A 12,807-nucleotide genomic window follows, 5' to 3' on the forward strand; every position below is an offset into this window, starting at 1 on the left:
GCGCCGGACGGAACAGTGTCCGGCGCACTCGCGGAGGAAGGTTCCGTTTCGGTCCTTCCGGTCATGATGCCAGACCCGGCCCGGGCCGTCCGGCCCTGGCCGGGGGCCCGCTGGACGACCTACGCGCGGGCGCTCGGCGCGAGCGAGTCGACGTCCTCCATGAAGCTGAGCATCCGGGCGTTGACCAGGTCGGGGTGGTCGATCTGCGGGCCGTGGCCGGTAGCGGCGACGATCTCCGCGCGGGCGCCGGGGATCACCCGGGGCACCCGCTCCAGCTGCCGCTTCGGGTGCACCAGCAGGCTCCGCTTGCCCATGATCAGGTAGAACGGCGTACGGATCGTGCCCAGTTCGGCGTCCGACAGCGGCAGCGGGGCGGGCCGGCGGATCCGGAAGGCGCGCACGCCCGCCTGGATCCAGGCGCGCAGTTCGGGAACGACGATCACGGGCTGCTCCAGCCAGGAGGCGAGCCGCGGGCGCAGCGCCTTGGGCGCGTACGTGGCGAACAGGCTCGCGAAGATCCATACGAAGAACCGCAGCCCCACCTTCTCCAGGCCGCCCGGGTCGAGGGCGGTGACGGAGGCGAGCCGGCCGGGGCGGCGGTGCACCATGTTGATGACCAGCCAGCCGCCGTACGAGGACCCGACCAGGTGCACCTTGTCGAGGCCGAGGGCGTCGAGGGTCTCGTCGAGCCACTGGGCGGCGCGCTCGGGCTGCCACATCGGCTCGCGATGGACGCTGCGGCCGGGGTCGCCGGGGGTGTCGAAGGCGTAGACCGGGCGGTCGGCGCTGAGCGCGCCGGTGTTGGGGTACCACATCGCGGAACAGCCGCCGGAGCCGTGGATCAGGACCACCGGCGTACGGGACTCGGCGGCGGGGTCGGCGGGGCCGTACCGGTAGACGTGCGTGGTGCCGAAGCTCGTCTCCACGTCGGTCTCGGAGCGCAGGGGCGCGCCCTTCGCGAACAGCACGTCGCAGGCGGCGAAGTACCGGTCGCGCAGGGTGTCGTCGACGTAGCGGCCGATGTCGCGGCGGGCACGGGTCGTGGAGTCGGTCACGGGGCACCTCCTGGGAGAACCTGATCTTCGTGATACGACCGTACCACGACAATGGTACGGCGGTACCATGAAAATCCAGCGACGCATCCCCACCGACGGGCGGAGACCACGAAGACATGCCGAAACGCGTGGACCACGAAGAACGGCGCACCCAGATCGCCGACGCGCTCGTGCGCGTCGCCGGACGGCGCGGACTGCACGCGGTCGGCATGCGCGACGTGGCGGCCGAGGCCGGCGTATCGCTGCGGCTCGTGCAGTACTACTTCGAGACCAAGGAGAAGCTGCTCCTCTACGGACTCCAGCACCTGACCGCCCGCTTCACCGCCCGCGTCGCCGCCCGGCTGAGCGCCGCGGGCCCGGACCCGGGCCCGCGCGCGACCGCGGAGGCGCTGATCCTGGCGTCCCTGCCCACCGACGAGGAGAGCCGGACCTTCCACCTGCTCTACAGCTCGTACGCGATCCTGTCCGTGACCGACGAGGCCCTGGCCGCCCAGCCCTTCATCGACAACCCCGACGCCGCCGAGGACGCCCTGGCCGGCCTGATCGCGTCGGCCCAGGAGGCCGGACGGGCCGACCCGGACGCCGACGCGCGCACGGAGGCGATCAGCCTGCTGGCCATGGCGGCGACCCTCGGCACCAGCATCCTGGTGGGCCAGCGCACCCCGGACGCGGCCACCGCGGTCCTGCGCCACCACCTGGACCGCGTCTTCACGCCGCGCCCACGCCCGACGGACACACCCTGAACCCTCAGGCGGCCCCAGCCCTCCGGCCCTAGCCCTTCGGGCGGCCCGCCTGGAGGGCGGTCACCACCTCGGCCAGGCTTTCGCACGCCTGTTCGATCCTCACGCGGATGTTGTTCTGCTCGGTGACCATGGCGGACAGCAGCAGGGCGGTCAGGGCCGCGCTGCCGTTGAGGGCCTGGAGAATGACCATGACCTCGAAGAGGGTGCGGTTCGCGAAGGGGCCGGCGCCCTCGGTGGCCGCCGAGATCGACAGGACCGAGATGATCAGCACGCACGGCGCGGCGCCGGCGAGCTGGAAGCGCACGGCCGCCCAGATGATCAGCGGGAAGACCAGGAAGAGCAGGGACAGCGTGCTCCGGGTGGTCGCCAGGGTGACCACGGTGGCGGTGATCAGGAGGACGGCCGCCTCGACCGCACGCAACGGGTCCACGGGGAGCCGGGGCCGGCGCAGGGCCAGCAGCAGCGGGGTCAGGACCAGGACGCCCATCGCGTCGCCGGCCCACCAGGCGGACCACACCGGCCAGAAGTTGGCCGCCGGCAGGGCGCCGGTGAGCACCAGCGTCCCGCTGCCGGCGGTCGCGCTGACCAGCATGGGCAGCAGCCCGCCGAGGAAGACCAGGGCCAGCGCGTCGCGCAGCCGGTCCAGCTCGGTACGGAAGTCCGCGCGCCGGAGCATCGCGTACGCGCACAGCGGGGCGAGGGTGTTGCCCGCGAGGATGCCCAGGGCGGACGCGTCGAGGCTGCTGATCGACGCGATGACCAGGGCCGTTCCCGCCGCGATGCCCGGCCAGACGCCGACGCCGAGCCGGAGCAGGGCGGCCACGGCGATGCCCGTGGGCGGCCACAGCGGGGTGACCTGCGCCCCGTCGACGACCACGCTCTGGAGCAGGCCGACGCGCGCGCCGGCGTAGTAGACGACGGTGACGGCGAGGATCTGGAGGAGCGTGGCGCCGGCGCCCCGGCCACGCCACGGGCCCTGTCGCCGGTTCTGCCCTCGGCCCTGTCCCCGGTTCTGCCCTCGGCCCTGTTCCGGCTCCCCCCGCCCCTGCTCGGTGCCCATCACCGTATGAGACACCGCCCGCCGCCCCGCCGCGGAGCGTGACACGCCCGGTCAGGGGTGTCCGGTCGTCACGGCGACGGCGCGGCCGCCTCGTGGCGCAGGACCAGGACCGCGGCGTCGTCGGCGTGGCCGGTGGAGTCGGCCACCTTCATCACCTCGGCGGCCAGGTCCCCGGGGTCGGCGCCCGCGCCGTCCCGGACCACCCGGGCCACGTGGGCCAGCCCCACCTCGATCGGGAACGACGGGCCCTCCACCACACCGTCGGTCAGCAGCACCCAGGCTCCCGCGTGCGTCAGCGGGTGGCGGGTCACCGGGTACGCCGAGCCGGGCAGCATGCCCAGCGGGATGCCGCCCTCGTCCTCGGCGACGCCGTACGCGCCGTCGACCGTGGCCCAGACCGCCGGGACGTGCCCGGCCCGGGCCGCCTCCAGGACCCAGGTCTTCGGATCGAACCGGAAGAAGCCGCAGGTGGCGAAGAGGTCGCGGCCCACCGACAGCAGCAGGTCGTTGGCCCGGCCGAGGACCTGCCCCGGGTCGGCGGCGGCCGCGGCCACCGCCCGCAGGGCGATCCGGATCTGGCCCATGAACGCCGCCGCCTCGACGTCGTGGCCCTGGACGTCGCCGATGGAGAAGGCCAGCGCCCCGTCGGGCAGGGCGAACCCGTCGTACCAGTCGCCGCCTATGTCCAGCCCGCGCCGGGCCGGCGCGTACCGGGCCGCGGTCCGCAGGCCCGGTACGGCGGGCAGGGTGGCCGGCAGCATCTCGCGCTGCAGGGCCTGGGCCAGCTCCACGCGGGCCGTGTGCAGCTCGGCCCCCTCCCGCGCCTGGGCGGTGAGCCGCCCGAGCATGGTCAGCAGGTCGTCGGCGCTCGACCGCGGGGGACGACGCGGGGTCATGGACCGCTCCGATGGACGTCCGTTTTCCCCATCGTATTTCCGCGGGCCGCGTGCCGCCCGGCGTCAGCGGCCGGGCGGCACGCGGCCCGCGGCCTCAGGCCTGAGGCCTCAGGCCGTGGGCGTGGCCACGGCCCGCTCGGCGGCGCTGCGCTCGACGCAGAACTCGTTGCCCTCGATGTCGGCGAGGGTGACCCAGCCGGCGCCGTCGGGACGGCGGTGGTCGCCGACCACGGTGGCGCCGAGGGCGAGCAGGCGCTCGACCTCCTCGTCACGGGTGCGGTCGGTGGGCTGGATGTCGAAGTGGATCCGGTTCTTGACCGACTTGGTGTCGGGGACGGCTATGAACAGGATCGACACGCCCTCCGTCTCGACCAGGGCCTCGGGGTCACCGGGGAAGTCGTCGTCGGCGATCTTGCTGTTCAGCACCGCGGCCCAGAAGGTGGCGAGCCGGTAGGTGTCGGCGCAGTCGATGGTCACGTGATGCACAAGGGATGCCATGGGCGTCACTATGGCCAGCGATCCGATGATCTTCCATCGGGTTTCGGGGCGCCGCGCGGGGTGGCGGGCCGCCGCGCCGGGGGCGACGATGGCGAGGCGGGCACACCCCGCATCCGGCCCCCGTCCAGGGCCGCCGGACCAGGTCCCTCCCGCGGGCCGCCACGACCCGGCGGCCGGGCGCGCGGGCCCGAGGGATACGCGAGGCGCCCGCCGGGTATACCAACACAGGACATGGCTCACGACGGCCAGGCTGCATCCGCCGCGAAGCACCAGCACCGTCGGAGGACGAAGCATGGACCCCATCGCGCACACCCCCGACCACTTCGACCATACGGACCCCGTGGCCGACCCGGCCGCGGCGGCCCCGGACGCACGACGGAGCCACGCACCACGGAGCCACACACCGCACCCTCGGACGGAGAGCCCGGGAACCCCGGACCTCACCGGGCTCCCGGAGATCCCCGAGGACCCGCTGGGCGTCAGCACGGGCGAGGCCCGCACGCTCTCGGTGGCCCTGTTCCACCGGCTGCAGGCCCTGGACGAGGGCAGCGCCGAGTACTCGTACGTACGCAACACGCTCGTCGAGCTCAACCTCAGCCTGGTCAAGTTCGCGGCCCGCCGGTTCCGCAACCGCAGCGAGCCGATGGAGGACATCGTCCAGGTCGGCACGGTGGGCCTGATCAAGGCCATCAACCGGTTCGACGCGGACCGCGGAGTGGAGTTCACCTCCTTCGCGATGCCCACCATCACGGGTGAGATCAAACGTTTCTTCCGTGACACCAGCTGGGCCGTGAAGGTCCCCCGCCGGCTCCAGGAACTGCGCCTGGACACCGCCAAGGCGAACGACGCGCTGGAACAGGACCTCGGCCGCACCCCCACCGACGGCGAGCTCGCCGAACGCCTGGGCGTCGACGAGGAGGAGCTGGCCGAGGGCCGCAAGGCCGCGCACGCCTATTCCACCCGGTCCCTGGACGCCCCGGCGCAGGAGGACGGCGACGCGTACGGCAGCCGGCCCGCGCTCGGCGAGGACGAGGCCGCCTACGACCGCATCGAGTGCCTGGAGTCCCTCAAGCCGCTGCTGGCCGAGCTCTCCGAGCGCGAGCGCACCCTGCTCTCCCTGCGCTTCGGCCAGGAGCTGACGCAGTCGGAGATCGGCGACCGGCTGGGCCTGTCGCAGATGCACGTGTCGCGGCTGCTCACCCGGACTCTGACGACGCTGCGGACCGGGCTGCTGGCGGATCCGGAGCCGGAGCCGGAGCCGCACCCCCAGCGGGAGCCGCAGCCGGTGTCGCAGCCGGTGTCGCAGCCGCAGCCGGACGCCACGGATCCGCGGTGAGCGGCGAGGCCACCTCCAGCCACACCGTCTTGCCGCCCCACGCGCTCGTGGAGGGCACCGAACCCCAGCGGCGGGCGAGCCGCTCCAGCACGGTCAGACCGTGACCGCCCGGCAGGGCGGGATCGAGGATCGGACGGCGACGGGGCTCGACCGGGCTCCCGTCGCTGACCTCCACCCGCAGCCGCTCGGCGGTGTGGCGCAGGACCAGTTCCCTGGGACCGCCGGCATGCATGCAGGCGTTGGTCACCAGCTCGGAGACCAGCAGCAGCACGTCCTCGGCGGCCTCGGCGCGGTCGGCGGCGGCGCGGTCGAAACCGCCCGGCACGCCCGGCACGCCCGGCCCGTCCTGCCCGCCCGGCACGCCCGGCCCGTCCTGCCAGCCCGACCCGTCCGGCCCGCCCCGGCCCTCGGCCGCGTCGGTGCGGCCGGCCGCGTGGTGGGGACGGCCCGCGTCGGGCGCGTACGCGTACCCGTACCCGCGTCCCGGGCCGCGCCCGCCGGCGGTGGCCCACAGGTCCTCCTGCGGTTCCGGGCCGACCCAGCCCCAGTCCACCAGGGCCTGGCGGGTGAAGTCCCGGCAGCGGGTGACCACGCCCGGGGTGCCGCCGCCCAGGATGAGGCGGCGCGTCTGTTCGGTCACGGCGCGCCACCGCCCCCCGCGTGCCGCTCCGGGCCGGCCGGCCCGGAGCGGCCGCTCGGGCCGCCGGGGGCACTGGGGCCGCTCGGACCGCTCGGCGCACCGCTCGCGGCCAGGGCGTCGGCCAGGTCGGCGTGGACCCGGAAGACCCCCGCGGCGCCGGTGAGGTGGAACATCCGCGCCACCGGCTGGCGCAGCCCCGACAGCTCCAGGCGGCCGCCGGCCTCCTCGGCCTGCAGCCGGGCCCGCAGCAGCACGTTCAGTCCGGTCGAGTCGCAGAACCGCAGCCGCGCGCAGTCCACCACCAGCCGGTTCCCTGCGCCCGCCCCGTCCAGGGCGGCCGCCAGCGCCTCGCGCAGCGGCGCCGCCGTGTCGTGGTCGAGCTCACCGGCCAGGGCGAGGACGGTGCCGCCGTCCACGGCGGTCGCCTCGACGGAGAAGCGCCGGGCCATGGTCCCTCCCTCCGGGCTCACATGTGCCGGTTGACGGCGTAGTACTGCTCGATCAGCCGGATGTGGGCCACGTCGTCCTCATGCTGTCCGCGCTCGAAGTCCGGGCCGGCCTTGATGTCGGCCTTGGTCACGGCGACGTGCACGGTCTCCTCGTCGAGGTCCACGTACGTCACCACGCCCGCCGGTACCAGGACGTGGCGCCCCATGAACCAGTGCCCGGTGTCCACGACGATGTACGAACGGCCCACGTCGGCGGAGTGTTTGTCGATCTTCCCCACGTGCCCGTCGCGCGCCACCACCTTGAAACCGGTGAGCTCCACCCCCGCGACATGGCCGCTGCTCTTGGCATAAGCCCACATCTCGGTACCCACGGCAGCCTCCCACTGTCTCTGCGCGGCACCTACCCACGCACCGGGCGATCAATCACCGGCTCCACCGCCCCTCCCTCCCAAGATTCCAGCATCCGGAAATTGCAGTCCGAATCATGGACAATTACCCTCGATCCATGAACGCACGAGACGCCGTCAAGGACGCTGACCGCAAGCACGTGTTCCACTCCTGGTCCGCGCAGGAGCTCATCGACCCGCTCGCCGTCGCCGGCGCGGAGGGGTCGTACTTCTGGGACTACGACGGGAACCGCTACCTCGACTTCTCCAGCGCCCTCGTCTACACCAACATCGGCTACCAGCACCCGAAGGTCGTCGCCGCGATCCAGGAGCAGGCGGCGACGATGTGCACCGTGGCCCCCGGGTTCGCCGTCGACGTGCGTTCCGAGGCCGCCCGGCTGATCGCGGAGCGGACGCCGGGCGACCTCGACAAGATCTTCTTCACCAACGGCGGCGCCGAGGCCGTCGAGAACGCCGTCCGGATGGCCCGGCTGCACACCGGCCGTCCCAAGGTCCTCTCCGCGTACCGCTCGTACCACGGCGCCACCACCACCGCGCTCAACCTCACCGGCGACCCGCGGCGCTTCGGCACCGACTCCGCGACCGCCGGCGTCGTCCACTTCTGGGGGCCCTTCCGCTACCGCTCGCCCTTCTACGCCACCACCGAGGCCGAGGAGTGCGCACGGGCGCTGGCGCACCTGGAGGACACGATCGTCTTCGAGGGCGCGCAGTCGGTCGCCGCGGTGCTCCTGGAGCCGGTGGGCGGCGCGCCCGGCGTGCTCGTGCCGCCGGCCGGCTACCTCGCCGGCGTCCGCGAGATCTGCGACCGCCACGGCATCGTGCTCATCCTCGACGAGGTCATGGTCGGCTTCGGGCGCACCGGGCGCTGGTTCGCCGCCGACCACTGGGAGGTCGTCCCGGACCTGATGACCTTCGCCAAGGGCGTCAACTCCGGGTACGTGCCGCTCGGCGGCGTCGCCATCTCGGCGGAGATCGCCGCGACCTTCGCCCGCCGCCCCTACCCGGGCGGACTGACCTACTCCGGGCACGTCCTGGCCTGCGCCGCCTCCGTCGCGACGCTCACCACCATGGCCGAGGAGGGCATCGTCGAGCAGTCCGCCCGTACCGGCGAGCAGCTCCTCGGCCCCGGGCTGCGCGCGCTCGCCGAGCGCCACCCCTCGGTCGGCGAGGTCCGGGGCCTGGGCACCTTCTGGGCCCTGGAGCTCGTACGCGACCGTGAGACCCGCGAACCGCTCGTGCCCTACAACGCCTCGGGCACGGACGCGGCCCCCATGGGCGCCTTCGCCGCGGCCTGCAAGAAGGGCGGCCTGTGGCCGCTGGTGGCCGGCAACCGCGTCCACGTCGCCCCGGCGTGCAACATCGGCGCCGACGACGTGGCCCGGGGCCTGGAGATCCTCGACGGCGCCCTGTCGGTCGCGGATGCGCACATGGCCTGACCTGCGCTGATGGAGGGTCGCCCAAAAAGGGGACGGCCGTCTCGGACGATCCGTGTCCTTCCTGACGGCCCGTGGGCGTGCTGCAATCCGAGGAGCACCTACGGACCGGGATGCACGTCAGTCCCGGGGCGGCCCCCCTGGGGCCGAACGGCGGGGGGCGGGCCGGCTGCACCTGCGTGCGCGGCCGCCGGACGCCGGGCGTACGGATCCAGTGAGACGGACTCCGTGTTCCCGAGACCCGAAGGAAGACAGCGCATGAGCAAGCACGTCCTGGCCCAGAACCAGTACGGCAAGGCCGAGAACCGCATCGTCAAGGTCACCCGCAAGGGCAACGACGGTTCGTGGCACGAGATCCGCGACCTCAACGTCTCCGTAGCGCTCCGCGGCGAGTTCCGCGACGTCCACCTGACCGGCGACAACACCAACTGCCTGCCGACCGACACCACCAAGAACACGGTGTACGCCTTCGGCAAGGAGCACGGCATCGAGTCGCCGGAGGCCTTCGGCATCCTCCTCGCCAAGCACTTCGTCTCCTCCCAGTCGCCGATCCGCGAGGCGCAGATCCGGATCGAGGAGTACGCCTGGGACCGGATCCCGGTCCCGACCCGCAAGGAGCAGCACTCCTTCGTCCGCAAGGGCCAGGAGGTGCGCACCGCGCAGATCACGTACAGCGAGACCACCGGCCTCCAGGTCATCTCGGGCCTGAAGGACCTGACGGTGATGAACTCGACCGACTCCGAGTTCCACGGCTACATCAAGGACGAGTACACGACGCTCCAGGAGGCCTACGACCGCATCCTGGCGACCAAGGTCACCGCCCGCTGGGCACACTCGGCGCTGGCCGCCGACGACGCGTCGTACGACTGGGACCGCTCGTACAAGAAGGTCCGGCGGCACATGCTGGAGGCGTTCGCCGAGACGTACTCCTACTCGCTCCAGCAGACCCTGAACCAGATGGCCGAGCGGGTGCTCGACCACTGCCCGAAGGTCAACGAGGTACGGCTGAACCTGCCCAACAAGCACCACTTCCTGGTGGACCTGGAGCCCTTCGGCCTCAAGAACGACAACGAGGTGTACTTCGCCGCCGACCGGATGTACGGCCTGATCGAGGGCACCATCCACCGCGACGGGGTGCGGCCGGTCATCGCGACCAGCGACTGGATCGTCGCCTAGCGGACCCCGTCCGGCGGACCTCGCCTAGCGAACCCCGTCGGCGTCGTGCGGCGCCCCGAGCCGCAGGTTCCAGCGCCCCGCGCGGCCGCTCAGTTCGGTGAGCGTGTCCGGGCGGGCGTCCAGCCGCCAGAACGTCCGCGCGTCCAGCCCCAGCGCGTGCACGACCACGGCCCGTACGAAGGCCTGCTCGGCGGTGATCCGGTGGGTGCCCGGCTCCAGAGCGCCCAGCCAGTCCCCGGCCCGCGCGACCAGCCGCTCGACCGACTCGCCGCCGGGCGGGGCCCAGGACGGGTCGGTGAGCCAGCGCTGCACGGCGGCCGGGTCCTCGGCGGCGACCTCCGCCAGCGTGCGCCCGGCCCAGGCGCCCGCGTCCAGCCCGTACGGCCCGGCAGCGGGGAACCGCTGCTGCCGCGCCACCTCGTCAAGGGGCGAAGTGACCAGCAGAACTCGTACCGTTGAGGGCTTCATAAGCGGAGCATAAACGCGGTACGGTCGCCGACGACAAGCCGACGGTAAGCGGAAGCACCGGTGAGAATCCGGCACGGTCGCGCCACTGTGGAACCTCCCGCGGGGAGGACGAGTCAGACCCGCCACCGTCGCAGAGAGCACCACTGACCGGGACGCGTGTTCCCCTGGAGGTTCTGCCATGGCTCAGTCCGCCGTGCCCGCATCGGGCACCGCCGCCGCACCCCTGACCCCGCTGTCCGCCAGGGAACTGGCCCCCTGGGCACTGTTCGTGGGTGTCCTGATGCTGGTCCTGCTCTACTTCGTCGGTGCCGAGCAGGGCGCCACCGCGCTCTTCGAGGGCGAGACCATCCACGAGTGGCTGCACGACGGCCGCCACCTCCTCGGCTTCCCCTGCCACTGATCCGCCGGGGGAATCCGCACCGTGAACAAGATTTCCGTACGTGCCCTGCTGCTGCGGGGCATGCTCGCCGGCCTGCTCGCCGGCGCCGCCGCCTTCCTCGTCGCCTACCTGCTGGGCGAGTCCAAGGTCGACGCGGCGATCGCCATCGAGGAGGCCGCCGCGGCCGGCCACGACCACGGCGAGGAGGCCCCGGTCAGCCGGGCCCTCCAGGCCACGGCGGGACTGGGCACCGGCGTCCTGCTGTACGGGGTCGCGCTCGGCGGCATCGCGTCGCTCGTCTTCGCGTACGCACTGGGCCGCGTCGGCCGCTTCTCGCCGCGGGCGACGGCGGCCCTGGTCGCCTTCGGCGCGTTCGTGACGATGACGCTGGTCCCGTTCTTCAAGTACCCGGCCAACCCGCCGGCGGTGGGCGACCCGGAGACCGCCGCCCGGCGGACCGCGCTCTACCTGCTGATGATCGTGCTCAGCGTGCTGCTCGCGGCCGCCGCGGGCATCGTGGGCCGCCGCCTGGCGCCGAAGCGGGGCACCTGGACGGCGGGCTGGGCCGCGGCCGGCGTGTTCGTCGTGACGATCGGGCTGGCGTACGCCTTCCTGCCGCCGATCGACGAGGTGCCGGCCGGCTTCCCGGCGACGCTGATCTGGCAGTTCCGGCTGGCCTCACTGGCCATCCAGGCTGCCCTGTGGGCGGTTTTCGGCCTCGTGTTCGGCACTCTTGCCGAACGGCTGCTTGTCCCGGCCGCGGCCGCCCCCGAGTCTGGCAGGGAGGCGGTACAGCCGACCAGCTGAGACGAGGGGACCCTGCCCATGCAGGCGGCGATCTGGCAGTGGCGCGGCTGGACGGGCGCGGCCCCGTTCTGGCTGGGTGGCCTGATGCTGGTGCTGGTCCACCTCACCGCGCTGACCCTGTTCGCCCAGATCGGCGTCATCACGGCCCTGGCCGCCCTCGGCGGCCTGGTCCGGCACCTGTGGTCCGGTGACTACGGCCATCCGGCCATCCACCTCGCCGCCGCGCTCATGGGCGCGGCGGCGGTGGCGTCCGTGGTGGTCTGAAGGGGCGTATTTCGTCCCCCGGCCGAGGGCTTTGACGGGCCGGGCGGGGTGGTTCTCCGGCGTGTCGGGGCACAGCACCGGACATGAGCGGGACGCCGTCGTGGACACGGAAGGCGCGCACGGCACTGGCCGAGGCCATGGCCGTGGTCTGCGCCGTGCTGCTGTGCGTGTTCGGCACCGGTCCCGCGGCCGCCGGGGCCCCGGCCGAGCCATGCCCGGCGTCGGCGCCCGCCGAACCCGGCGGCGAGGGCCAGGCCGACCCCGCCGCCGATCCCGAAGTCCGGGCGTCCGTACGGGCGCTCACCCGCGGCGTGCCGGTCCGGCGGCCGCCGGAGGCGGGCGTACCGGTGAGCCTCGCGACACCGGTAGGCGGGATCTCGTACGGGAGCCCGCTACCGGGGCGGTCCCTGCGGACGGTGCGGAGCGAGGTGCTGCGCTGCTGAGCGTTCCGAGCAGCAGCGCACCCCCCACACCCCCACCGCACCCCCGTGAGGTTCCCGCATGCCCATCGACCCCTTCACCGCCCTGAACGCCATGCTCCGCGCGGAGGCGGTCCGGATCGCACCCGCGCCCAAGCCGGCGCCCGCACCCGCGCCCGAGGCGCCGGTGCCGGCCGGGGAGGGCGAGCCCGACCCCGACGCGTACGAGGACCGGCCGGCGGCCGCCGAGGCGGTGAGCCGCTCCAGGTAGCCCGCGCGTCCCGCGTCCCCGCGTCCGGCCACGGGGCGCGGGGACCGGCGTACGCGTCAGTCGTCGTGGACGTGGAACCAGTAGAACGCCGGCACCCCGACGAGCGCGGCACCGAACAGGGCGACGCCGGTGGAGCGGAGCACGGAGTCCCCGGTCAGGCTGTAGAGGTACCCCAGTGCGATGCCCGTGAACGCGCCGTACATCGTGGCGCGCAGCTCGGGCATCAGCGCGGGGCCGACGCGGGCCATCACGGCCATGCACGCCGCGAAGATCACGCCGCACAGGATCCCGTAGAAGACGTTCGCCGCGTCCACCGGACCCATCTGGCGCTGCATGAACGCCGCGTAGACGCCGTAGACGAGGCCCGCGAGCAGGTGACGCACCAGCATCTCCCGCGTCTCGCGGGGCCGGGGCGCCGCGTGCCGCCGGGTGGCGGTGGGTGTGGGTACCGCGTGTGCCATGGCAGGGCTCCTTCTCTCCCCCACCGTCCAGGGCACACCCGCCGC

General features: G+C 73.4%; 17 protein-coding genes and 1 pseudogene. 9 read left to right on the plus strand and 9 right to left on the minus strand.

The features are described 5' to 3' along the window. Window positions 1-119: 119 nt before the first annotated feature. Window positions 120-1,055, minus strand: coding sequence for an alpha/beta fold hydrolase (locus ACZ6KO_RS27405; protein WP_469306687.1), 936 nt, complete (start codon window positions 1,053-1,055; stop codon window positions 120-122). Window positions 1,056-1,171: 116 nt separating this feature from the next. Here ACZ6KO_RS27405 and ACZ6KO_RS27410 point away from each other — a divergent pair, with 116 nt between their 5' ends. Beyond that, entirely contained in the window at window positions 1,172-1,798 is a 627-nt protein-coding gene (locus tag ACZ6KO_RS27410; protein WP_469306688.1) for a TetR/AcrR family transcriptional regulator, read from the plus strand. A 28-nt stretch (window positions 1,799-1,826) separates the two neighbouring features. On the opposite strand, the gene ACZ6KO_RS27415 is transcribed toward ACZ6KO_RS27410, so the two are convergent. The 3 genes from ACZ6KO_RS27415 to ACZ6KO_RS27425 form a co-directional block, all read right to left on the minus strand. Beyond that, window positions 1,827-2,858, minus strand: coding sequence for an MASE1 domain-containing protein (locus ACZ6KO_RS27415; RefSeq protein ID WP_469306689.1), 1,032 nt, complete (start codon window positions 2,856-2,858; stop codon window positions 1,827-1,829). A 68-nt stretch (window positions 2,859-2,926) separates the two neighbouring features. Continuing rightward, a complete protein-coding gene (locus ACZ6KO_RS27420; RefSeq protein ID WP_469306690.1) occupies window positions 2,927-3,754 on the minus strand; it encodes a PP2C family protein-serine/threonine phosphatase in 828 nt (275 codons plus the stop codon). Window positions 3,755-3,862: 108 nt separating this feature from the next. Further along, on the minus strand, window positions 3,863-4,252 hold the full coding sequence (locus tag ACZ6KO_RS27425; protein WP_469306691.1) for a VOC family protein: 390 nt from the start codon (window positions 4,250-4,252) through the stop codon (window positions 3,863-3,865). Between the two features lie 292 nt (window positions 4,253-4,544). Here ACZ6KO_RS27425 and ACZ6KO_RS27430 point away from each other — a divergent pair, with 292 nt between their 5' ends. Beyond that, window positions 4,545-5,588 carry a SigB/SigF/SigG family RNA polymerase sigma factor gene (locus ACZ6KO_RS27430; protein ID WP_469306692.1) on the plus strand — a complete coding sequence of 348 codons (1,044 nt, stop codon included), beginning with the start codon at window positions 4,545-4,547 and terminating at the stop codon, window positions 5,586-5,588. A gap of 79 nt (window positions 5,589-5,667) precedes the next feature. Here ACZ6KO_RS27430 and ACZ6KO_RS27435 read toward each other — a convergent pair. The 3 genes and pseudogenes from ACZ6KO_RS27435 to ACZ6KO_RS27445 form a co-directional block, all read right to left on the minus strand. Further along, window positions 5,668-5,820, minus strand: a pseudogene (locus tag ACZ6KO_RS27435) (ATP-binding protein); the annotation flags it as partial. Window positions 5,821-6,224: 404 nt separating this feature from the next. Beyond that, window positions 6,225-6,677: an STAS domain-containing protein gene (locus tag ACZ6KO_RS27440; protein WP_469306693.1), complete on the minus strand. Its 453-nt coding sequence runs from the start codon at window positions 6,675-6,677 to the stop codon at window positions 6,225-6,227. Between the two features lie 17 nt (window positions 6,678-6,694). Next, on the minus strand, window positions 6,695-7,048 hold the full coding sequence (locus ACZ6KO_RS27445) for a PRC-barrel domain containing protein (protein ID WP_469306694.1): 354 nt from the start codon (window positions 7,046-7,048) through the stop codon (window positions 6,695-6,697). Window positions 7,049-7,182: 134 nt separating this feature from the next. Here ACZ6KO_RS27445 and ACZ6KO_RS27450 point away from each other — a divergent pair, with 134 nt between their 5' ends. Both ACZ6KO_RS27450 and pucL read left to right on the plus strand, forming a co-directional pair. After that, complete coding sequence (locus ACZ6KO_RS27450) at window positions 7,183-8,520, plus strand: aminotransferase class III-fold pyridoxal phosphate-dependent enzyme (RefSeq protein ID WP_469306695.1); 1,338 nt, start codon at window positions 7,183-7,185, stop codon at window positions 8,518-8,520. A 255-nt stretch (window positions 8,521-8,775) separates the two neighbouring features. Further along, window positions 8,776-9,693: a factor-independent urate hydroxylase gene (gene pucL / locus ACZ6KO_RS27455; protein ID WP_469306696.1), complete on the plus strand. Its 918-nt coding sequence runs from the start codon at window positions 8,776-8,778 to the stop codon at window positions 9,691-9,693. A 24-nt stretch (window positions 9,694-9,717) separates the two neighbouring features. On the opposite strand, the gene ACZ6KO_RS27460 is transcribed toward pucL, so the two are convergent. Further along, window positions 9,718-10,161 (minus strand): histidine phosphatase family protein, encoded by a 444-nt coding sequence (locus tag ACZ6KO_RS27460; protein ID WP_469306697.1) that lies wholly within the window; start codon window positions 10,159-10,161, stop codon window positions 9,718-9,720. A gap of 178 nt (window positions 10,162-10,339) precedes the next feature. On the opposite strand from ACZ6KO_RS27460, the gene ACZ6KO_RS27465 reads away from it, so the two are divergent. The 5 genes from ACZ6KO_RS27465 to ACZ6KO_RS27485 all read left to right on the plus strand — a co-directional run bounded on the left by ACZ6KO_RS27465 (window position 10,340) and on the right by ACZ6KO_RS27485 (window position 12,301). Beyond that, window positions 10,340-10,561, plus strand: coding sequence for a CbtB domain-containing protein (locus tag ACZ6KO_RS27465; protein WP_469306698.1), 222 nt, complete (start codon window positions 10,340-10,342; stop codon window positions 10,559-10,561). Window positions 10,562-10,582: 21 nt separating this feature from the next. Next, window positions 10,583-11,347, plus strand: coding sequence for a CbtA family protein (locus tag ACZ6KO_RS27470; RefSeq protein ID WP_469306699.1), 765 nt, complete (start codon window positions 10,583-10,585; stop codon window positions 11,345-11,347). Window positions 11,348-11,365: 18 nt separating this feature from the next. Further along, the gene (locus tag ACZ6KO_RS27475; RefSeq protein WP_469306700.1) at window positions 11,366-11,611 is read left to right on the plus strand and encodes a hypothetical protein; all 246 of its coding nucleotides are present in this window, start codon (window positions 11,366-11,368) and stop codon (window positions 11,609-11,611) included. 83 nt (window positions 11,612-11,694) lie between these two features. Then, window positions 11,695-12,054 carry a hypothetical protein gene (locus ACZ6KO_RS27480; RefSeq protein WP_469306701.1) on the plus strand — a complete coding sequence of 120 codons (360 nt, stop codon included), beginning with the start codon at window positions 11,695-11,697 and terminating at the stop codon, window positions 12,052-12,054. Window positions 12,055-12,112: 58 nt separating this feature from the next. After that, complete coding sequence (locus ACZ6KO_RS27485; protein ID WP_469306702.1) at window positions 12,113-12,301, plus strand: hypothetical protein; 189 nt, start codon at window positions 12,113-12,115, stop codon at window positions 12,299-12,301. A 56-nt stretch (window positions 12,302-12,357) separates the two neighbouring features. On the opposite strand, the gene ACZ6KO_RS27490 is transcribed toward ACZ6KO_RS27485, so the two are convergent. Then, a complete protein-coding gene (locus tag ACZ6KO_RS27490; protein ID WP_469306703.1) occupies window positions 12,358-12,762 on the minus strand; it encodes a hypothetical protein in 405 nt (134 codons plus the stop codon). Window positions 12,763-12,807: the final 45 nt, after the last annotated feature.

It is taken from the genome of Streptomyces sp. NPDC042102 (assembly GCF_055582305.1).

Coding starts and splice junctions, on each gene's coding strand:
- ACZ6KO_RS27460 (WP_469306697.1), bottom strand. CDS start 10,161: ATGAAGCCCTCAACGGTACGAGTTCTGCTGGTCACTTCGCCCCTTGAC.
- ACZ6KO_RS27475 (WP_469306700.1), top strand. CDS start 11,366: ATGCAGGCGGCGATCTGGCAGTGGCGCGGCTGGACGGGCGCGGCCCCG.
- ACZ6KO_RS27490 (WP_469306703.1), bottom strand. CDS start 12,762: ATGGCACACGCGGTACCCACACCCACCGCCACCCGGCGGCACGCGGCG.
- ACZ6KO_RS27465 (WP_469306698.1), top strand. CDS start 10,340: ATGGCTCAGTCCGCCGTGCCCGCATCGGGCACCGCCGCCGCACCCCTG.
- ACZ6KO_RS27450 (WP_469306695.1), top strand. CDS start 7,183: ATGAACGCACGAGACGCCGTCAAGGACGCTGACCGCAAGCACGTGTTC.
- ACZ6KO_RS27485 (WP_469306702.1), top strand. CDS start 12,113: ATGCCCATCGACCCCTTCACCGCCCTGAACGCCATGCTCCGCGCGGAG.
- ACZ6KO_RS27430 (WP_469306692.1), top strand. CDS start 4,545: ATGGACCCCATCGCGCACACCCCCGACCACTTCGACCATACGGACCCC.
- ACZ6KO_RS27420 (WP_469306690.1), bottom strand. CDS start 3,754: ATGACCCCGCGTCGTCCCCCGCGGTCGAGCGCCGACGACCTGCTGACC.
- ACZ6KO_RS27415 (WP_469306689.1), bottom strand. CDS start 2,858: ATGGGCACCGAGCAGGGGCGGGGGGAGCCGGAACAGGGCCGAGGGCAG.
- pucL (WP_469306696.1), top strand. CDS start 8,776: ATGAGCAAGCACGTCCTGGCCCAGAACCAGTACGGCAAGGCCGAGAAC.
- ACZ6KO_RS27425 (WP_469306691.1), bottom strand. CDS start 4,252: ATGGCATCCCTTGTGCATCACGTGACCATCGACTGCGCCGACACCTAC.
- ACZ6KO_RS27440 (WP_469306693.1), bottom strand. CDS start 6,677: ATGGCCCGGCGCTTCTCCGTCGAGGCGACCGCCGTGGACGGCGGCACC.
- ACZ6KO_RS27480 (WP_469306701.1), top strand. CDS start 11,695: ATGAGCGGGACGCCGTCGTGGACACGGAAGGCGCGCACGGCACTGGCC.
- ACZ6KO_RS27410 (WP_469306688.1), top strand. CDS start 1,172: ATGCCGAAACGCGTGGACCACGAAGAACGGCGCACCCAGATCGCCGAC.